At 59.1% G+C, this 19,831-nt stretch carries 19 protein-coding genes; 8 read left to right on the top strand and 11 right to left on the bottom strand.

Annotated elements, in window-relative coordinates:
• The first annotated feature begins 28 nt into the window (after positions 1-28).
• Positions 29-529, top strand: coding sequence for an energy transducer TonB (locus B4U49_RS07840; RefSeq protein ID WP_078084021.1), 501 nt, complete (start codon positions 29-31; stop codon positions 527-529).
• 91 nt (positions 530-620) lie between these two features.
• On the opposite strand, the gene B4U49_RS07835 is transcribed toward B4U49_RS07840, so the two are convergent.
• The 3 genes from B4U49_RS07835 to thiI form a co-directional block, all read right to left on the bottom strand.
• Positions 621-1,781, bottom strand: a complete 1,161-nt coding sequence (locus tag B4U49_RS07835) for an APC family permease (protein WP_078084020.1) — start codon at positions 1,779-1,781, stop codon at positions 621-623.
• A gap of 183 nt (positions 1,782-1,964) precedes the next feature.
• Complete coding sequence (locus B4U49_RS07830) at positions 1,965-2,348, bottom strand: VOC family protein (RefSeq protein ID WP_078084019.1); 384 nt, start codon at positions 2,346-2,348, stop codon at positions 1,965-1,967.
• A gap of 171 nt (positions 2,349-2,519) precedes the next feature.
• The gene (gene thiI / locus B4U49_RS07825; RefSeq protein ID WP_078084018.1) at positions 2,520-3,986 is read right to left on the bottom strand and encodes a tRNA uracil 4-sulfurtransferase ThiI; all 1,467 of its coding nucleotides are present in this window, start codon (positions 3,984-3,986) and stop codon (positions 2,520-2,522) included.
• Between the two features lie 359 nt (positions 3,987-4,345).
• Here thiI and glnA point away from each other — a divergent pair, with 359 nt between their 5' ends.
• The 6 genes from glnA to B4U49_RS07795 all read left to right on the top strand — a co-directional run bounded on the left by glnA (position 4,346) and on the right by B4U49_RS07795 (position 11,008).
• Positions 4,346-5,752, top strand: a complete 1,407-nt coding sequence (gene glnA, locus B4U49_RS07820; protein ID WP_078084017.1) for a glutamate--ammonia ligase — start codon at positions 4,346-4,348, stop codon at positions 5,750-5,752.
• Positions 5,753-5,936: 184 nt separating this feature from the next.
• On the top strand, positions 5,937-6,629 hold the full coding sequence (locus B4U49_RS07815; protein WP_239692514.1) for a DUF4124 domain-containing protein: 693 nt from the start codon (positions 5,937-5,939) through the stop codon (positions 6,627-6,629).
• Positions 6,630-6,928: 299 nt separating this feature from the next.
• Complete coding sequence (glnL, locus tag B4U49_RS07810) at positions 6,929-8,002, top strand: nitrogen regulation protein NR(II) (RefSeq protein WP_078084016.1); 1,074 nt, start codon at positions 6,929-6,931, stop codon at positions 8,000-8,002.
• 62 nt (positions 8,003-8,064) lie between these two features.
• The gene (gene glnG, locus B4U49_RS07805; protein ID WP_078084015.1) at positions 8,065-9,477 is read left to right on the top strand and encodes a nitrogen regulation protein NR(I); all 1,413 of its coding nucleotides are present in this window, start codon (positions 8,065-8,067) and stop codon (positions 9,475-9,477) included.
• Between the two features lie 274 nt (positions 9,478-9,751).
• Positions 9,752-10,093 carry a zinc ribbon domain-containing protein YjdM gene (locus B4U49_RS07800; RefSeq protein ID WP_078084014.1) on the top strand — a complete coding sequence of 114 codons (342 nt, stop codon included), beginning with the start codon at positions 9,752-9,754 and terminating at the stop codon, positions 10,091-10,093.
• Positions 10,094-10,189: 96 nt separating this feature from the next.
• Positions 10,190-11,008: a bestrophin-like domain gene (locus B4U49_RS07795; protein ID WP_078084013.1), complete on the top strand. Its 819-nt coding sequence runs from the start codon at positions 10,190-10,192 to the stop codon at positions 11,006-11,008.
• 59 nt (positions 11,009-11,067) lie between these two features.
• On the opposite strand, the gene B4U49_RS07790 is transcribed toward B4U49_RS07795, so the two are convergent.
• The 6 genes from B4U49_RS07790 to hslO form a co-directional block, all read right to left on the bottom strand.
• Positions 11,068-11,607 (bottom strand): DUF3833 domain-containing protein, encoded by a 540-nt coding sequence (locus tag B4U49_RS07790; protein ID WP_078084012.1) that lies wholly within the window; start codon positions 11,605-11,607, stop codon positions 11,068-11,070.
• 119 nt (positions 11,608-11,726) lie between these two features.
• The gene (locus B4U49_RS07785) at positions 11,727-12,860 is read right to left on the bottom strand and encodes an AI-2E family transporter (protein WP_078084011.1); all 1,134 of its coding nucleotides are present in this window, start codon (positions 12,858-12,860) and stop codon (positions 11,727-11,729) included.
• A gap of 110 nt (positions 12,861-12,970) precedes the next feature.
• Positions 12,971-13,711, bottom strand: a complete 741-nt coding sequence (locus tag B4U49_RS07780; protein ID WP_078084010.1) for a D-Ala-D-Ala carboxypeptidase family metallohydrolase — start codon at positions 13,709-13,711, stop codon at positions 12,971-12,973.
• Between the two features lie 42 nt (positions 13,712-13,753).
• A complete protein-coding gene (locus B4U49_RS07775; RefSeq protein ID WP_239692513.1) occupies positions 13,754-14,470 on the bottom strand; it encodes a D-Ala-D-Ala carboxypeptidase family metallohydrolase in 717 nt (238 codons plus the stop codon).
• 154 nt (positions 14,471-14,624) lie between these two features.
• Positions 14,625-16,172: a phosphoenolpyruvate carboxykinase gene (locus B4U49_RS07770; protein ID WP_078084008.1), complete on the bottom strand. Its 1,548-nt coding sequence runs from the start codon at positions 16,170-16,172 to the stop codon at positions 14,625-14,627.
• 383 nt (positions 16,173-16,555) lie between these two features.
• A complete protein-coding gene (gene hslO, locus B4U49_RS07765) occupies positions 16,556-17,434 on the bottom strand; it encodes an Hsp33 family molecular chaperone HslO (RefSeq protein ID WP_078084007.1) in 879 nt (292 codons plus the stop codon).
• Here hslO and B4U49_RS19095 point away from each other — a divergent pair.
• The gene (locus tag B4U49_RS19095) at positions 17,409-17,582 is read left to right on the top strand and encodes a hypothetical protein (protein WP_158078580.1); all 174 of its coding nucleotides are present in this window, start codon (positions 17,409-17,411) and stop codon (positions 17,580-17,582) included. The two genes, hslO and B4U49_RS19095, sit on opposite strands and share 26 nt — an antisense overlap.
• On the opposite strand, the gene B4U49_RS07760 is transcribed toward B4U49_RS19095, so the two are convergent.
• Positions 17,579-18,016, bottom strand: a complete 438-nt coding sequence (locus B4U49_RS07760; RefSeq protein WP_078084006.1) for a DUF4124 domain-containing protein — start codon at positions 18,014-18,016, stop codon at positions 17,579-17,581. The two genes, B4U49_RS19095 and B4U49_RS07760, sit on opposite strands and share 4 nt — an antisense overlap.
• A gap of 85 nt (positions 18,017-18,101) precedes the next feature.
• Positions 18,102-19,625 (bottom strand): S1C family serine protease, encoded by a 1,524-nt coding sequence (locus B4U49_RS07755; RefSeq protein ID WP_078084005.1) that lies wholly within the window; start codon positions 19,623-19,625, stop codon positions 18,102-18,104.
• Positions 19,626-19,831 lie beyond the last annotated feature (206 nt).

The raw sequence follows: 19,831 nt of genomic DNA, 5'->3' as shown, positions 1-19,831 counted from the left end.
CAGTTGACCTACTACGAGGGGGTACAGCGTGGTTAAAGCGGTGATCGCGGCGGCTGCCCTGATATTTGCCAGTCAGGCGTACACTCAGGACTGGCAGCGACCGGATTGCGCCGGATTCGATAGTTTCAGTGAATGTCGCAATGCGGAGCGCAACAACTACCGCAGGCAGAAACAGCAGGAGTTTCGCGAGAAAGGCCTGTCGTTCTGGTACTACGAGCGCCCGGACTTTTCTGAAAACGAAAAGATCGAGAAAGCGCTCGAAGAAAAGGTTGAGGGCGCGCTGTATTTTTCCTTCACCGTCGAGCGGGATGGCAGTGTGTCCGGTGTGACATTGAAAGAAAACAGTAGCGCTTCCGCCCGCATTTATGCCGAGCCGATTCTGGCGGCGATCAAGAACTGGCAGTTCGTTCCCGCCGACAAAGCCTGGCCAGATCAGGAGTGGCGCTACCAGTTCTTCTTCGAAGCAGAAAAGTGTGAGGAAGGCTCGGAAGCTGTCCACTGCGACAGTACCGGCGTAGCCACGCGCTAATACCAATAGCTCTCTTGAAGAGCCGTACCAGTGCCATTATCACTGGACCCCCAATTAAACCCGGACTCAGCTCCGGGTTTTTTATGGGTGTTCAACTGGCAGGGACCGCAAATACGGTAATAAACCCCAGTGCGATAGCGATCAACGTGAAGAAAAGTCGTTGGCGAGTCGATTGGCTGACACTGATCGCCACCAGGCATTGCAGCAGGTAGTAGAAGGCGAAGGCGCGCGACGCGAGCGCGACGATCTGTAATGTGTCCGCGGTCCAGGTAAGCGCGATGGCGCCACCGCCGACCAGCACCGTGGCGAAGCGGGGCTTGAGCTGGTGATGGGTGACTTCCTCCAGGTTGCCGGTGGCCGCAAGAGTATCGGCTACCGCAGCGGAGAACTGGCTCATGGCCGCAGCGATCACCAGTGGTACGACTAACAGGGAAGAGGCCGCTGCGGCGAGGTGGATCAGGCTGTTGTCGCCGTACTTGCCATTCAGCGTGTGCACCAGCGGCAGTGCCACTGCGATGAATACCAGGTAAACGCCGGTGGAAATCAGCTGTGACAGTCGCGAGGCGCGGATACGGGTTCCGGCTTCGAATGAATCCCCCAGGTAACGGGTGGTTTCGAATCCCTGCACTACGATCAGGGTGCCGGCGACAATGGTCAGAATCTCCCACACGCTGTGGGGTTTGGCCTTGAAAAACTGCAGTCCCGCCGGCGACCGCCAGGCGTGCAGGTCGTACAGTGCAAAACCGCCGATCAGCAGCACAATGATCAGCAGAGTCACTGCCAGTGCCAGCCCTTCCATTGCCGCCAAGCCATTCAGTCCGCGGGTGATGCCGATGGTGACGATCAATACGATGACCGCAGTGGTCAGCAGGTCCTCATTGAATGGCGTATCCAGGTGCAGGCTGCCGAGCACAAACGCTGACAGAATATGCAGGTACAGGGATACCGAGATGACATAGGCAAGAACCAGTGCCAGGTCGGAACTCCGTTCAAAAGTGAGCGTGGACTCCGGCGGGTCCTTCGCCAGCACCGGCTCCGCAAAGCGGATATTGAAGCGAATGACAGCGCCGACGCAGTAGGCCAGTGCGCACACCAGTGTCATCGCCAGCACCGCATAAGTCCCTACCGCCCCGGCAAGGATCGGCACCATCACCAGAAAGCCGCTGCCGAAGATCGACGCCAGTGGCGTGCAGGTTGCCCGCACAAGCGCGCGCGGGTTACCGCGGTGGTGTATGGCGGGTTTGCGCTGCATGTGTCTTCCTGTATCGGCCAGTAAATCCTCAGCCTAGAGCATAGCGGGGATAAGTTGGCGCAGCGGCAGAGATGGCAGGGTGTGTAGGTAGGGTGTGTAGGTAGAGTGTACAGCGCGGCACAAAAAAGCCCGGGCGGGCCGGGCTTTGGGTGTCTCACTGCTAATGGACTGCAGGCGCCGTGATCAGGCTTCCAGTCGGCGCAGCGCGCAGATTTTGTTGCCGGAGGGGTCGCGCAGGTAGGCCAAGTACAGCTTCATGCCGCCGCCCTCGCGTACCCCGGGTGGGTCTTCACAGGCGACACCACCGTTGGCGACACCGGCCGCGTGCCAGGCGTTACCCTGCTCTTCGCTCTGCACGGTAAAGCCGATGGTGCTGCCGTTGCCGCAGCTCGCCGGTTCGCCATCGATGGGCTTGGTGAGTGCAAAAATACCGCTATCGGTGAAATAGAAACAGCGGCCTTTTTCATCGATCACACCGGGCTTGTAGCCCAGCTCGCCGAGAATGGCATCGTAAAATGTCTTGGATTCCTGGATATCGTTAGCGCCGAGCATGATGTGGCTGAACATCGTGACTCCTTGTGACTGTTGAAGTGGGTGGGACGAGTGTACAACGGCGTGCGGTAATGTCTGCTAGACGAAACGCGTCAGCGGGATTTGCGGATTCGTTTCGCGTGACATAAAAATCCCGGCTGGTTGCCGGGATTTTTGGATCGCGATTTTTTGCGCTTGCACTGCCGGTTAATGCTTGGGTTTCTCCGGTCGGTAAACCCCCACATTGCGATAGCCGTCATCCAGAAGGTGCGATGCGTGCAGCTGGCTCATTACCCCGCGGTCGCAATACAGCAGATAGTGCTTTTCCTTATCCAGTTTCTGGAATGCAGTACTCAGGCGAAAGAAGGGAATGGTTTCCACCTCGGTGCCGTCCAGTTCCAGCGGATTGACTTCCTCTTCGGTGGGATGGCGGATATCGATGACCGTGGCGCTGCCCGGCTCGGTAACAATTTCCACCGGCGGCGCGTCTTCGTTCAGGTCCGTCATCACCTCGTCGATGTTCTGCATCACGCGGTTGCCGATCGCGCGGTCGAGCACAGTGAAGTCGAAACGGGTTTCCTCGTGTTCCACCTTTTCCATTTTTGCGCGGGTGGTGGGTTTCACCGAAATCACTCCACAGTACTCCGGCATATTCGCGGCGAATTCCTCGGTGCCAATGGCGCGCGCGGTGCGGATGATGTCGGTTTTGTCCGAGGTAATCAGCGGGCGCAGTACCAGGGTATCGGTGACGCTGTCGATCACCGACAGGTTTTTGAGTGTCTGGCTGGAGACCTGGGCAATGGCCTCGCCGGTCACCACCGCGTCCACTTCCAGTTCCTTGGCCACCGCGGAGGCGGCGCGCAGCATCATGCGCTTCAGGGTGACGCCCATGTAGGAATCGTCTACCTGCTCGAGGATTTCCGCTACGACTTCGTCGAACGGCACGGTGATAAAGCGCACCCGGTGGGAGGCGCCGTATTTTTCCCACAGGTAGAACGCCACTTCCTTGACCCCGAGCTCGTGCTGGCGACCGCCCAAGTTAAAGAACAGGAAGTGGGTGCGGATGCCGCGTTTCATGGTCAGGTAGCTGGCCACGGTGGAGTCGAAGCCGCCGGATACCAGGGACAGCACCGGGTCCTGGGTGCCGAGCGGGAAGCCGCCGAGGCCCTGGTGCAGCTCTTCGATCACGTTCAGCTTGTCGTGACGGATCTCCAGCTTGACGGTGATATCCGGGTGTTTCAGTTTCACCCCGGCGGCGTCGGTGTTCTGGTTGAGGCCGCCTCCCACATACTGTTCCACGTCCAGGGACTGGAAGTCGTGCTTGCCGGTGCGTTTCACCCGCACGCAGAAGGTCTTGCCAGTGAGTTGTGGGCCCCAGATGGTGAGGGTCTTCTGGTAGATATCATCCAGATCGCCGAGGGGGAACTGCTGCACTCGCGCAAAGTTGGCAATGCCGGGAGTGTGCGCCAGTACCTCTTCAATGCGTTCGGAAAGGTGGGATACTGCATCCGGTGCGATCACGTCGATCTTTTCCCAGTCTTTCTGCACCTTGATCCGGTCATCCAGTTGCCGCATCAGTTTGCGCAGGTTGTCTGCAAGCTGGCGCGACATGCGCTTGCGCACCGGATTGCTCTTGATGGTGATCTCTGGGAAAAACTTGACGACGAAATGCATGGGAATGTGCCGGAACCGCGGTTGAATTTGAGGCCGGGTTGCGTTGAGTCGCTTCCCGGCAAAGGTGGCGAATTATAAACTCGCTATCGGGAATTTGCTTGCAGCACCGTTTTGGTGCCCGCTGTGACCGAGCAGCCCCAAAATGGTGCAAATTGTGGTTTTGGGGCACCAAGTTTGGGACTACCTTGAGGGGGCGCCGATGGCTCGCGGCAGAAAACAGGCCGTTTTCGCTGGATTCTGCCTTCACGACCCCGTTCACAACCGGTTTGCCCCAATTTGGCACATTCCTTGCTTTGACTGTTGCCACAAGATAAAGCGAATTGGCGCGACACATAACTTATCATTCTTGGAGGACTGCAATGTCAGCGAAAACGCTCGGACTCATCAAAGAGAGCGAAGCCAAATGGGTAGACCTGCGCTTCACCGATACCAAAGGTAAAGAACAACACGTTTCCATTCCTTCTAAGGAAGTTGACGGCGAGTTCTTCGAAGAAGGCAAGATGTTCGACGGTTCCTCCATCGCTGGTTGGAAGGGCATCAACGAATCCGACATGATCCTGATGCCGGACGACGAAACTTCCTTCCTGGACCCCTTCACCGACGAAGCGACCGTTATCATTCGCTGTAACATCGTCGATCCGATCACCGGCCAGGGCTACGAGCGCGACCCGCGTTCCATCGCGCTGCGCGCCGAGGAATACCTGAAGTCCACCGGTTTCGGCGATACCGCGCTGTTCGGTCCGGAGCCCGAGTTCTTCGTATTCGACGACATCACCTGGGGCTCCGAAATGGGTGGCTCCTTCTACAAGATCAACTCTGAAGAAGCTGCCTGGTCTTCCGGTGCTTCCTTCGCCGAAGGCAACATGGGCCACCGTCCGGGCGTAAAAGGCGGTTACTTCCCGGTTCCGCCGGTCGACTCCCTGCACGACGTACGTGCCGCCATGTGTTCTGCCATGGAAGCCATGGGCCTGGAGATCGAAGTACATCACCACGAAGTGGGTACTGCTGGCCAGTGTGAAATCGGCGTTGGCGCCAATACCCTGACCAAGAAAGCAGACGAAGTTCAGATCCTGAAGTACGCGGTACACAACGTTGCTCACGCTTACGGCAAAACCGCCACCTTCATGCCCAAGCCGCTGGTAGGTGACAACGGTTCCGGTATGCACGTGCACCAGTCCTTCAGCAAAGACGGTGTTAACCAGTTCGCTGGTGACGCTTACGCTGGCCTGTCTGAAACTGCCCTGTTCTACGTTGGCGGTATCATCAAGCACGCGCGCGCCCTGAACGCGATCTGTAACTCTTCCACCAACTCCTACAAGCGTCTGGTTCCCGGCTTCGAAGCGCCGGTTATCCTGGCCTACTCTGCGCGCAACCGCTCTGCGTCCATCCGCATTCCGTTCGTGCCGAGCCCGAAAGGCAAGCGTATCGAGACCCGCTTCCCGGATCCGACCGCCAACCCGTACCTGGCTTTCGCAGCGCTGCTGATGGCTGGCCTCGACGGCGTGAAGAACAAGATCCACCCCGGCGACGCTGCAGACAAAGACCTGTACGACCTGCCGGCGGAAGAGCTGGCCGAGTACCCGACCGTTGCTTCCAGCCTGGAACAGGCTCTGGATGCACTGGACGAGGACCGCGCGTTCCTGACCGAAGGTGGTGTATTCACCGACGACGCCATCGACGCCTTCATCTCTCTGAAGCGTGAAGAAGTACAGCGTGTGAACATGACCACTCACCCGGTCGAGTTTGAACTGTACTACTCCTGCTAAGTAGGAGGTATCATCAGCGCGCCGCCGCCGGTTTCTCTCGCAAGGGAGATCTGGTGAGAACGGCGCAAAGATGACGAGAAAGCCCGCACTCTGGTGTGGGCTTTTTTTATGCGCGTCTGATTTTCGCGATACACTAGCCTTAAAACAGGCTCCCTGAAATACATAGCGAGAGGCAGGAACGCCCATGAGCAGGTGGATTGTACTGACCGCAGCGCTGCTGGCCGCAGCGGCGATGGCACAGCAGGACTCGTCGGATAAAGATCGCGCCGCAGACGGCAAGGGTGCAGACGGTGCGTCCGGCAACAGCGTGTACCGCATTGTTGGCCCGGACGGGAGGGTGACGTTCAGCGACTCTCCCCCTCCCGGACAGAAGGCCGAGAAGGTTGAGATCGGGCCAACCAATGTGCAGCCCATAGCGCCGCCGTTGCCGCTGCCCACGCGCAAACTGTCGCCGCGGGATGTGGACAATAACCAGCGCGGTGGAAGTGACCCGGGCCCCGTGCGTTTTTCCATCGTCAGCCCTGCCAATGATGCGACTATTCCGCCGGGGCAGCGGTTTATCGTGCTGCAGGTGGCACTCGATCCGGTACCGCGGGAGGGCTACGCGTTTTACGCGGTGATCGACGGTCAGCGCTGGTCGGGGATGTCATCCGGTACCAGTCTGGATATTTCCGCGCTTGAACGCGGCACGCACACCGTGCAGGCGGTATTGCTTGGCGCCGGCGGACAGCCACTGGCCCAGTCCCAGGCGATCCAGATCCATGTGAAGCGTCCCGGTGGCCAGGTGCCCGATTACCCGGCGCAGCAGGCACCGCAGATGCCGAAGCTGCCGCAGGCACCGGGCGTGGCCAAACCGCCCAAGCCGCAACCCCGCTGAGTTTTCCCTTCCGCCCCGCTGCGCCAATCTTGCGCATCGGGGCGTTGACCGGTTCGTCGCATTCGCGCCACCCTGTCCCTCTTCGTGCACGTCCCGCCGCCGAATTCTTCCCGTGCTCCGTTGTGAGCAGCAAAATTGATTGTTTTTTGCCCTATGCACACTATTGGTGCATTATTGTGTGCAGTCACGCGCCGACACCCCCGAAACCTTCCCCATCGCCCGGGTTTTTGCGCCATTTTGGTTTGCTTCTTGCACTGCCATTAAGCGACCCCGAGATATGAACAGAATCGGACCCCCGAATGCTCAAGGACCGTCAGTTACGCCTGCTTTTGGACAACCTCACCTCGGCCGTTTTGGTGCTCGATGAGAACCTGTCCCTGTGCTACCTCAACTCCGCTGCGGAAGATCTGGTGGCGGCGTCCAGTGCCCGCTCCATCGGGTTGCCCCTGGAAGAGGTGGTACGCGAGTCCCGCTCCGCCCAGCAGGCCCTGCGCTCGGCGCTGGCTACCGGGGAAAAGTACACCGTGCGCCGCGCCCTGTGGCTATTGCACAACCTGGAAGAATGCACCGTCGATTACTCGGTGACGCCGCTCACCGACCTGGGTCTGTTGTTGCTGGAAGTGCAGTCCATGGACCGCCTGCTGCGCATTGCCCGCGAGGACGCGCTGATCTCCGCCCAGGAGACCACCCGCAACCTGGTGCGGGGTATGGCACATGAAGTGAAAAATCCGTTGGGCGGAATTCGCGGAGCGGCACAGTTGCTGCAAAGGGAACTGGTAGATCTGAACGACGACGGTCTCGGTGAGTACACCCAGATCATCATCGAAGAGGCGGATCGCCTGCGCAATCTGGTGGACCGGATGCTGGGGCCTCGCCAACCGGTGAAGCTTCTGCCGGTAAACGTGCACTCGATCACCGAGCGCGCCGCCCAGTTGATCGAGGCGGAGTGCGACGGAGCGCTGATCATCAAGCGGGATTACGATCCGTCGATACCGGATATTCCCGCCGACAGCGAGCAGTTGATTCAGGCGGTGCTGAATATCGCGCGCAACGCGATGCAGGCCATCGCCGAGAGTATCGGGCTCGAAGCCGGCAGCCTGACGATCCGCACGCGGGTGCAGCGTCAGTTCACCATTGGTCGCAGGCACTGCCCGCTGGTGTGTCGGATCGACATCCTGGACAACGGTCCGGGGATTCCGGAGGAAATCCGCGAGCGCATTTTCTACCCAATGATTTCCGGGCGCGCCGAGGGCTCCGGGCTGGGGTTGTCCATTTCCCAGCACATCATCAATCAGCACCGGGGGCTGATTAAATGCGAGAGCGAGCCGGGACAGACCGAATTTCAGATTTATTTGCCGCTGGCGAGCGAATAGCTGCCGCGGATTTGAGAACCTCAAAAATTATTCGAAAGTAAAACGCAGGCCGGAAAATTATTATGAACAATCGCGTTTGGATCATTGATGACGACCGCTCCATCCGCTGGGTACTGGAGCGCGCCCTCTCCCGTGCCGGGATTGAGACCACCTGTTACGAAAACGGCGATCGCGCCCTGGATGACTTCTACAGTGAGTCCCCGGATGTCGTGATCAGTGATATTCGCATGCCGGGCTCCGACGGGTTCAAATTGCTGCAGCGATTCCAGTCCGAGCGCCCGGAACTGCCGATTATCATCATGACCGCCCACTCGGACCTCGACAGTGCGGTAGCTGCCTATCAGGGCGGCGCCTTTGAATACCTGCCCAAGCCGTTTGACGTGGACGAGGCCGTGGCGGTGACCCGTCGCGCCCTGGCGCACGCCAACGAACAACAGCCGGAAGAGCCGGTCATTATTGAAAACGGCACTGGCAACAAGGAAATCATTGGCGAGGCACCTGCAATGCAGGAGGTGTTCCGTGCAATCGGTCGCCTGTCCCACTCCAATATCACCGTGCTGATCAATGGCGAATCCGGTACCGGTAAAGAACTGGTGGCGGCGGCGCTGCACAATCACAGTCCGCGCAAGAATCAGCCGTTTATCGCACTCAACATGGCGGCGATTCCCAAGGACCTGATGGAGTCAGAGCTGTTTGGCCACGAGAAAGGCGCATTCACCGGCGCCAGCGCGCAGCGCGCCGGTCGCTTTGAGCAGGCCAACGGCGGCACCCTGTTCCTCGACGAAATCGGGGATATGCCTGCGGAGACGCAGACCCGTCTGCTGCGGGTACTGGCAGACGGGGAGTTTTATCGGGTGGGCGGCCACACCCCGGTAAAAGTTGATGTACGTATTATCGCCGCGACCCACCAGGACCTGGAACGCCTGGTAGAACAGCACAAGTTCCGCGAAGACCTCTTCCACCGCCTCAATGTCATCCGCATCCATATCCCGCGTCTCGCCGATCGCCGCGAAGACATTCCCCGCCTGGTACGCCACTTTTTCAACAGTGCCGCCAAGGATCTCGGGGTAGAGCCGAAAATCCTGCTCAAGGAAACCGAGGAATACCTTTCCGGACTGGACTGGCCCGGCAACGTGCGCCAGCTGGAAAATACCTGCCGCTGGATCACCGTCATGGCCTCCGGCCGCGAGGTACTGGTGGACGATCTGCCGCCGGAGCTCCACCAGCAGGGGGCCACCAGCGAGGCGCCGCAGGACTGGCAGAAAGCGCTGCGCCTGTGGGCGGACCAGGCACTCGCGACTGGCCAGCGTGAAATTCTCAGTGAGGCAGTCCCCGCGTTCGAGCGCGCGCTAATCGAGATCGCCCTCAAGCACACCGCGGGCAGAAAACGCGATGCCGCGGAACTGCTCGGCTGGGGGCGCAACACTCTCACCCGCAAATTGAAGGAACTGGGGATGAGTGGCGGCGAGGACTGAGCGCACATCGCTTCAACTTTTCTTCTCTAGCTTTTCTTCTCTATAGTTATCCACAGCACCCGGCAAGCCCGGGTGCTGTCGTTTTATATCTCCCTTATGCGCAGGAACTGGCCGCAAGGCCGGGCACCTGCGCATAGGGCGGGTAATCGCTGAGCAGCCTGGAAATTTGCACCGGCGCGCGCCATGTTCTCTAATGCGCGCTTCTAAAATTACTTCGGTAATTCCGTAGTATTCCCGACGGCACTGCTGTCATCGTTTCCATAAGGGTTTTTCAATGAGCGATCTCCCCAATTGTCCTCAGTGCCAGTCCAGTTACACCTACGAAGACCGCGGCCTGTTTGTCTGTCCGGAATGTGGCCACGAATGGTCCGGCAGTGAAACCGGTGCGGAAGCGGACGATGGCCTGAAAATCAGCGATGCCAATGGTAACCCGCTGGCGGATGGCGATACGGTAACCGTAATCAAAGACCTCAGGGTGAAAGGTTCCTCCTCGGTAGTGAAGGTCGGCACCAAGGTGAAGAACATTCGCCTGGTAGAGGGCGACCACGACATCGACTGCAAGATCGACGGTATCGGGCCGATGAAGCTCAAGTCCGAGTTCGTGAAAAAGGCCTGATCAAATCACAACTGACGCCGAAGGCATCCAGTTCCGGCGAGCGTGGTCCAGTCGCGAAATCTGAGCCAAACTTGGGGAAAGATTTCGAGGCTGGGCATGATTGCTGACGAGCTGTTTCACTCCATTCCACTGGCGGCGATTTACGTCTTTACCGTGCTGCTGGTGCTGGCCACCATGGGGCTCGGGTTTCACCTGGGGCATCGCTATATCCGCGCCTTGGGCACCGAAAAAGAGCCCTCCATCGGCAGTGCGGTCACCGCCACACTCGGTCTGCTGGCTTTCCTGCTCGCCTTTACCTTCAACATGACTGCAAGTCGCTATAACGACCGCAAAGCGTTGCTGCTCGATGAAGTAAATGCCATCCACACTGCCTACCTGCATGCGGATTTTCTGCAGCCACAAGCGGCGCGCAAGGCGCAGCTACTGCTCGCCAGCTATGCGGAATTGCGCGATTTTAATCCGCGGGTCGATGAAATAACCCCGGAGGGATTGGCGCAGAGTGTTGCTATCCAGGACCAATTGTGGGCGCTGATCGAGGAACATATCGCACAGGACTACAACCCCGGTTACCTGCGTCACTTTATTGAGCCGGTTACCAACATCATCAATTCCCACAACTCGCGTATCGTGGTCGGGCTCGAATACCGTATACCCGGTCCGATATGGATTGCGCTGTATATCCTCACGGGGCTGGCGATGCTGGCCATTGGATTCCAGTTTGGCGTCAGCCGCGGTGGCTCGGTACAGCTGGCAGTGACTCTCGGGCTGACGTTTGCCACGGTCATTCTGTTGATTGCCGACCTGGACCGCGCCACGGAGGGGGTGATTATTGTCGACCAGCGGCCGATGGCGGAGATGAGCCTGATACTGGAAGCGGCGGAAGCCCGTCGCAATGCGTTGCCCGCCGTACCGTAAACATTGGCTCTAGAAGGACTGTCCGCTGATGATCTATTGCACGGACAGCTCAGGAATATTTATTTGACGATAGTGAGCTGAATTTCTCCAACATCGAAGCCCCATTTACTGAGCTTGGACTCTGCGATAAGTACATTAGGGGCAATCAGAAACATTCTGTCGTCTACATGGATATTGAGGGTGCGACCCTTGTACGGCACTTGCAGAGTGTACTGCATAAATACTGCATTACCGGCCGTCGACATGACCGATGTGCCGACAACGTCGCCAGCGCTGGCGGCGTATTTGCGTATTGCTTGTGCATCGGAGTCAACCGGAACCAGTTGCCAGTTCCGATACTGGGTTTCGCCGTCGTCAAACTTGAACTTTTCGCGCAGTAGGCCGCGACCGTTTTCCCAGCTCCCGTCTATCTCCGCGACAAACCTTCTAGTTACATTGCCGCCGCGGTCTTTCACCAGTCCGTAGGCCTTCATGGGCCCGGAGAAAAAATCCTCGGCGACGAAGCGCGGCGTATTGTCGGCATAATCTTCAATGCGCGGGGCGCTGCATGCAGAGCAGATAACCGCAACTGCCAGTAACAGTAAGAGAGATTTTTTCATGTTTCTTCCTGGCTAACCGGATAATGCAGAGTAAGTAACTTTCTCCATTACGAGGCTTGGCCGGGATTGGATTAACCCGCGCTGAGGCTTTCTTCGCCCGACAAACCTGAGTGCTGAACTCAGTGCTGTGGACCAGATGGATCCGCTGAGCCACTGTCATCCAGCGGTTCACGCAGAGGTGACTCCAACCTCGAGGGCACCAGTGGTTCGCTGCCACTGATAAATTCGCGCATGAAAATTTCCCAGAAGGCCATAAACAGGGCGGCCAGCAGGGGTCCGATGGCGAAGCCGCTGATACCGAACATCAATAGTCCGCCGACCGTGGAAAACAACACAATATAGTCCGGTAGTTTGGTGTCGCGTCCCACCAGGATCGGGCGCAGGATATTGTCTACCAGGCTGATGACCAGAACCCCGTAGACCATCAGTACCGTGGCTTTCACCGCGTCGCCGGTGGCGTAAAGGTAGAGGCCGGCGGGGAACCAGATAATCGCCGCGCCCACCGCGGGCAGCAGCGACAGTACCGTCATCACCACCCCCCACAGCAGCGGTGCAGGCAGGTCCAGCACCCAGAAAATCAATCCGCCGAGGGTGCCCTGGGTGACCGCCACCACCAGGTTGCCCTTGATGGTTGCGCGGGTCACTTCGGCAAATTTTGCCAGCAGCAGTTTTTCCCGCTCGTCGCCCAGGGGCAGCGCGCGGATCAGCAGCGCGATCAGCGAATTGCCGTCGCGGATCAGGAAGAAGGTCAGGTACAACATCAGGCCGAGGCTGACAAAAAAGTTCAGCGTATTCTGGCCGAGTGCCAGGGCATTTTTGGCGATCAGGCTGCCGGCAGTCATCAGGCCGCCGAGGAGCCGCTCCTTGATGCCGTCAAAGTCCATCCCGATCCGTTCCAACGCGGCATTGATACCGGGGAAGGCCGCGCGGACCTGCTCTACCTTGGCGCCGAGATTAATCTCGCCGGACTGCACTTTCTGGTACAGGTTGGCCACTTCACTGATAAACGAACTCGCCACCAGCAGCACCGGAATCACCACCACCACGATACATAGCAGCAGCGTGGTCAGCGCGGTGAGGTTGGGCCATTTCGGGAAACGTTTGAGCAGGTAGCGGTACAGGGGGTGGAAAATCAGTGCCACCGCACAGGCCCAGAAAATGGCCGTGAAAAATGGTTTGAGCAGGAAACCAAAGGCAATGGTTACCAGCAGCAGCGTGAATATAAACGAGCGTCTTTCCAGTCTTTCCTGCACCGGGCGTCCCTGACTGTTGTTATTCGGGTATGAACTGGGCTTGTGCGAACAAGCGGCGGCCGCCGAGTGGCGGCCGGGTCAGCAGGTATGAAAACAGATAGGCGGGGGCTTTACCAGCGGCGGTAGCCGCAAGTATCCACATGAAAGCGGATACCGCTGTAGATACCGAGCCCCATATTCCACTTGCGCCCGACTTTTCTGTGGATACGCCGCAGCTTGGGCAGCAGTTGCTTTCGGGTGTACTCGTCCTCGGGGATCATGTCGAGGCCGCAGAAGTGCATATGTTTACTGGTGCGCGCGCCACCGGCCTTGGCGTTGTAGCTGGAGGTGCGCCAGCCGGACAGTACATGCACCGGGCCGATGGCGGGAATGATGTAATCCCTGAGCACCTTTAGAGTATCCACCATGGATTCCCAGTTCTCCTCTGGGGGGATGGCAAACGGCGGCTCGCCGATTTTCTGCCAGTCCGTACCCTGGCGCATGAGTTCATACGGTGGCACCACCTCGGCCACTTCGTTGATCTTGAGGAAGTGCTCCAGTTTTTCGAAGTGTGCGCGGTGGTCGCCCTCGTCGAGGAATTTTTCGAAGGCGATGGCGCTGGCTGCGGTGTAGCCCTTGATCTTGTAGATCAGGGGAACGTCCGGGTCGAGCACGTCCGGTACGGGCTCTGGTACCGGCTCGATATATTCCACCGGGCTGACAATGCGTTCCGCCAGCTCGCGCACTTTTTCTACCGTCAGCACGATCAGTACCAGACTGAATACCAGAACCAGTGCAAGAATCCAGATAACGCGACGGCGCTCGATGTGGATGTCGATAAATTCGTGATCGGGGGTTTCCTTGATATCCATCGTGTACTGCTCAATCAACTCCGGATAGGTGGCGGACTGGAGTTACCAGCGGCGAAACCCGCAGGTGTCCACGTGAAAGCGCACCCCGCTGTAGATCCCCAGGCCCATGTGGCTGTCAGGACCCAGGCGTGCGTGCAGGTTGCGCAACTCTTCAATCAATTCCTTGCGACTGATGTTGGAGCGCGGAACCAGGTCCAGGCCGCAAAACGTTTTGTGCTTGCTCTTCCCGGAGCCCCCCGCTTTGCGGTTGTAACCGTCGGTGCGGAATGCGGAAACCACATCTACCGGGCCGATGGTCGGCTCCAGCTCGTCGCGGATCAGTTTCAGGGTAGCAATCATGTTCGGCCAGTAATCCCGGGGCGGGATGGCAAACGGCGGCTCGTTGATGTCCAGCCAATCGGAGCCCTGGCGCAGCAGGTTTTCCGGGGCGGTGGCATCGGCCACGCCGGCTTTTTGCAGAAAGTCGGTCAATTGCCCGAATTCCCGGCGGTTGCCGCGCTCGCGCAGAAACTGGTTGAGGCTGGCGTTGGTCGCCACGCGATAGCCCTTGAGCTCAAGATAGGGCTTTTCCAGGGTTTTCAGATACAGGTACAGCCACAGGATGAACAGCAGCAATAGCAGCAGGAGCGCGACACCCGCCACCACCCACCAGTTCGTCTGCTGGTTCTGGGGCAGGTGATCGTAGCGGCGTTTGAAGATGGAAAATGGATTTCCCGACGGCATGTCCGCAGCCTGTGTACCCTTGAATCTTTGAGACACGGTGCCGCGTCTGAAAACGCGGGCCCTCTAATGACTATAGCTGCCTGGAGCTGTCTGGCTGCGGGTGCTTGCGGTGGCGGATTTCGGATACAAAAAAGGCGGCCCGAGGGCCGCCTCTGTGCGGTGGGTTTGCCACCACAGGGGAGTCAGTGCATCAGGCCTTGGGGCCCGCTGCCTTGATTTCGTCGCTGACGGCGAATTTCTCGATATTGTCGGCGAACAGTGCAGCCAGCTTGCTGGCGGCAGCGTCGTAGGCGGCGGAGTCTGCCCACGCATTGCGCGGATTCAGGTAGGACTTGTCCACACCCGGGACTTCCAGCGGAATTTCCAGGTTCATGGTGTCCAGGTGCTCGGTGCCGGCATTTTCGAGGGCGCCGCTCTGGATCGCCGCTACCACCGCGCGGGTGACCGGGATCGGGAAGCGCTTGCCTTTCTCGCCGGAGCCGCCAGTCCAGCCGGTATTGACCAGGTAGACCTTGGAGTCGAAGTCCTCGATACGCTTCATCAGCAGGTCCGCGTATTCACGCGGTGCACGCGGCATGAAGGGGGCGCCGAAGCAGGTGGAGAAGGTGGGGTGAATACCCGCTTCCGCACCCAGCTCGGTGGAGCCCACACGGGCGGTGTAGCCGGACAGGAAGTGGTACGCCGCCGCTTCTTTGGACAGGACGGATACCGGAGGCAGTACGCCGGTGACGTCGCAGGTCAGGAAGATCACGTTCTTCGGCTCACCGGCGCGGTTTTCCAGCTGGCGCATTTCCACGTGTTCCAGCGGGTAGGAGCAGCGGCCATTTTCGGTGAGGCTGGTGTCGTCGTAGTCGGGTACGCCGGCCTCGTCGGTCACCACGTTCTCGACGATGGCGCCAAAGCGGATCGCGTCCCAGATTACCGGCTCGTTTTTCTGGCTCAGGTTGATGGTTTTGGCGTAGCAGCCGCCTTCCATATTGAACACACCGCCCTTGGCCCAGCCGTGCTCATCATCGCCGATCAGGTAGCGCTCCGGGTCTGCAGACAGGGTGGTTTTACCGGTGCCGGACAGACCGAAGAACAGGCATACATCGCCGTCTTCGCCCACGTTGGCGGCACAGTGCATCGGCATCACGTCTTTTTCCGGCAGCAGGAAGTTCTGCACGGAGAACATGGCTTTCTTCATCTCGCCGGCGTAGCGCATACCCGCCAGCAGCACCTTGCGCTGGGCGAAGTTGATGATCACGCAGCCCTCGGAGTTGGTGCCATCACGGGACGGGTCGCACTCGAAGTTGGCGGCGTGCAGGATGCGCCACTCTTCCTTGCCTTTCGGGTTGTACTTTTCGGCGCGGATGAACATGTTGCGGCCGAACAGGTTGTGCCACGCAGTCTGCGTGGTGACTTTCGCGGGAATATAGTGGTCTTCGTCCTGACCCACGTGCAGCTGCTGTACAAAGCTGTCGTGGCTGGCCACATAATCTTCAACACGATTCCACAGCGCATCGAACTTGTCCGCCGGGAAAGGACGGTTCACGCTGCCCCACTCGATGCTGTCGGCGGTCGAAGGCTCTTCCACCACAAAACGGTCAGCCGGGGAGCGGCCAGTGCGCGCGCCGGTCACGGCCAGCAGGGCTCCGGTGTGAGTGAGGTGGCCCTCACCGCGTTGCAGAGCTTGCTCTACCAGTTGAGCGGGCGCCAGGTTGGACAATACCTGCACTGTGTCGTCTTGCTGTGCCATTCGTTTATTACCCATGAAAGTTGTATCACTGAAATAAATAGTAGGGGGTGCCGCTTGGGTTCGCGATAAATGTTCGTGACTGATTACCGCGCCAGGCGGGCTGGCGGGCGCATTATGGCAAACTTCAAATTCCGAGCACAGGAAAAATTGTATAAATATTGAGCAAAAACAACGTTATCGGGGAAAAAAATCGCATTTTTTTATTTAAAATTATGATGTAGTTTTTTTACTTCATAATTTTGGGGAATATTGGGTGTTCTGTAGTTTTTACTACAGTCCGGCGCCCAGAGAAAACGGGGAGCGAGCAGGCCTGCAGGGGGCGGGTTCGCGGGGTCGGCAGAAACAAAAAACGCGCCAGGTGGCGCGTTTTTCAAAGTGCAGGATCAGTGCAGCGTATGCGGCGGGGCATTGAACAGCTCTTCGACCTTCTCCCGATTGAAGCGATAGGTCTTGTTGCAGAACTGGCAGTCGGCGGTGATCTCGCCGCCCTGCTCTTCCAGCAGCTGGTACACGTCCTCCGCACCCATGGCAATCAACGCGCGGGCGCTGCGCTCGGCGGAACAGCTGCATTTGAAGCGGATATTCGCGGTGCCCAGGCTGGCCGGTTCCAGCTGGTGGAACAGGCGCACCAGCAGCTCGTCGTGGGGTAGGTTGTGTAGCTCCTCGGCAGTGACCGTGGACGCCAGGTGTACCCCGGTCTCCCACGCGTCCTCGTTCTCTTCCGGCGTCGCCGCATTGTTACCCGGCAGCACCTGCAGCATGATGCCGCCCACGGTGTCTTCACTGGATTCGATCCAGAAGCGGGTTTGCAGCTGTTCCGACTGGGTGAAGTAGTCCTCGAGGCACTCCGCCAGGGTGTCTTTCTCCAGGGGCACTATGCCCTGGTAGCGCTCGCCCTCCTGCGGGTCCACGGTAATCACCAGTGCGCCGCGGTTGCCCACCAGCTCGCGCAGGGTCGCGTTCTCTGGAATCTCTGCCCCTTCCGCCACGCGCGCCAGGCCGCGCACATCGCTGTGATGGGTACACTCGGCTACCAGCAGCGGTACATCGCCCTCTCCCCGAGCCTGCAGCATCAGAATACCTTCGAACTTGAGGGTGGTGGAAAGCAGGCAGGCGGCGGCTAGAAACTCGCCGAGCAGCTTCTGTACCGGTAGCGGCAGCTGGTTGTGCTCCAGTACCTCGCGATACGCATCGGTCAGCGTGACCAGTTGGCCACGGATATCGTGCTTGGAGAAAATGAAGCGTTCCAACTGGTCCGACATGATTGAGTGTCTCGCTGAAAATCTGGGGGTGGCGATTTTAGTGGCTCGCGCGCCCAAATACGATGGCCTTGATGCCAGTCAGCAGGATAGTGATGGCTTTCCGGTCATGGTGATGGGCTGCGCACGGCGCGCTGAGTCCGTCGCCTAGCCGCCGCATTCCCGCTGTATTCGTTGCTCCAGAGCGCGCGCTTGGGCACGCCGCTCCCGTTCGCTGATGGTGGACTCGTTGCCTTCACTGTCGACGAAATACACCGGGCCCTGCAGAATTTTCAGCTGCTTGCGTGCGTGGGCGCAGGCGACCTGGTGCTGGCGCTGGGCGTCGGCCTTGCGCGGCTGTTTGCGCGCGGCGTATTCGCGCTCGATCTGGTCGGCGCGGCGGGTATCGGGGAAGTCCTGTCTGCGGGTTGGGGCTGCGCTGTTGACGGGTTTCAGCTGGCCGTCCAGGGACTCTGCCTCGGCCTCAACCGGTGGTCGGTCGCCGAAGTGCACCTTGCCATCTTTATCGACCCAGCGGTAAAGCTCCTCGGCGCCGGCATTCAATGCCAGCAGGGTGGCGCTGGTGATCAATAGCTTGCGCAACATCCTTGTTCCCCTTGTTTTCTGTCCGTTTTTATTTGTGGTTGTCGAAGCCTGTGTTTCCCCAGGCTGGTTGCTGCGCCTACTCCGTTTACTGCACCTGTCCCAGTTCTGTATCTGTGGTCTCGCGCTCTGCCAGGGTACTGAACAGCCCCTGGGAATGGCGCTCGGGAATCTGGTACGTCTGCAGGATAAACGGCTGTTGTTCACGGGCGGCGGCCGCATCCAACACCATGCGATAGCCGGCGCCGTCTTTCAGTTCGACGAACTGGTCCCGGGAGGATTCCATCAGCTGCGCGAACTGCTGGAAGTCGCGGATCTGCTCGCCGTTAACGGATTCGATAATCCAGTTTTTCCAGTCGTGGTAACCGAGGTTGACCGGCGCCGGCAGCACCTTGAGCGCCACCACCAGCTCCTGCTGTTCCGGGCTGGACCACTGGTTGCGGGCATACAGGTATTCGATCGGTGCCTTGGAGTGCCAGTTGTTACCCCAGCGCTTGATCAGGTTCATGTTCAGCGGCACGAACACCACGCCGCCGTAGATGTAGTAGCGCGGGCGCTGGTCGAACTTCTCTCCCTGCACCAGCGAGCGCGAGGGAGGAGTGGCTGCGAGAGTAATCTCGGCATCGAGGATCTCGCCGTTGCGGGAAATCCGCACCGGCAGTTTGTCGCCCACGTGGTACTGGTCCACCGCGTAGTGGTAGTTGGTGCGCTGGTTCTCGCGCCATTCGATGGTGCGATCCGCGGCGATGTCGAAGCCGTCTACCTGCAGCAGTACATCACCGGGCTGCAGCGCCTGCGCTGCGGGCGCGTTTTCGAATACCCGCACGACCAGCGCGCCTTCCTGATCTTCGGTCAGGCCGGCAGCGGCTTTCATGGAGGGGCTCTCGAGGCTTTGGGTGATGGCGCCCAGTTCGGGGAAACCCTGGTGAATGCCGTCTTTGGCGTCTTCCAGCACGTGGCTGATTACGCTCGGTGGTACAAAGTAGCCGAGGTTCTCTGCGCCCTGGCTGTGGTTGGTCTGCATGGCGACGCCGACGATACGGCCGTCGGAGATGACCGGTCCGCCACTGTTTCCAGGGTTGATGGCGGCATCGATCTGGCCGGCCATGAGGTAGCTCTCGGCGTGCGCGTAGTACTGGTGCTCAACCCGGGAAAGTACGCCGCGGGTGATGGAGAGGGATTTACCGCCGATGGGATAGCCGTAGACGGTGACCTCTTCCTGCAGGTCGGGCAGTTTGCCGAGAGACAGGGGGCGGGTGTCGTCAAAGAAGCTTTTGTCTTCGACGGTGAGCAGGGCGAGGTCGGCGTCGTGGGAGACAAATTTGACCCGCGCGCGGAATTTCTGTGCATCGCCGTGGCGCTGTACCTGGATAAAGCTGCCGTTGGCAATGACGTGGGCGTTGGTAAGTATTTGCTGACCTTTGATGACGGCGCCGGAGCCGGACAGTTGCTGGGCGTTGAGCAGGGCCCAGGGGTTGAAGAAGTCGGGGGCGGCGGCGGTAGTGTAGATCTTGATGATCGAGCGCTTGAGCTGTTCCCGCTCGCGATTGTCGGCACTGGCAGACTGGGAGAAGCAGAGGATCAGCAGGCAGAGAGTCAGCAGGTGTTTCATTGCGGCTTCTTGGTTATTCGTTAGTTTCGGGCAGTTTAGCACTTTGGCGGGTTTGTGCTCTGTGGGTTCAATTGAGCTCGGGTGGTACTCGGAGCACTGATCTACCTCTGTTGGCGGCCGGGTACCGGGTGGAGCTTTTCAGGACCGCTGCGAGTACATCCATGTACGCTGCGTCGCAAACGTCCCTGTTTGCGACGCTCCTGAAA

The organism is Microbulbifer mangrovi, assembly GCF_002009015.1.
In the GTDB taxonomy this organism is placed as follows: Bacteria; Pseudomonadota; Gammaproteobacteria; order Pseudomonadales; family Cellvibrionaceae; genus Microbulbifer; species Microbulbifer mangrovi.
This window is presented reverse-complemented; position numbering and strand designations above follow the sequence as displayed.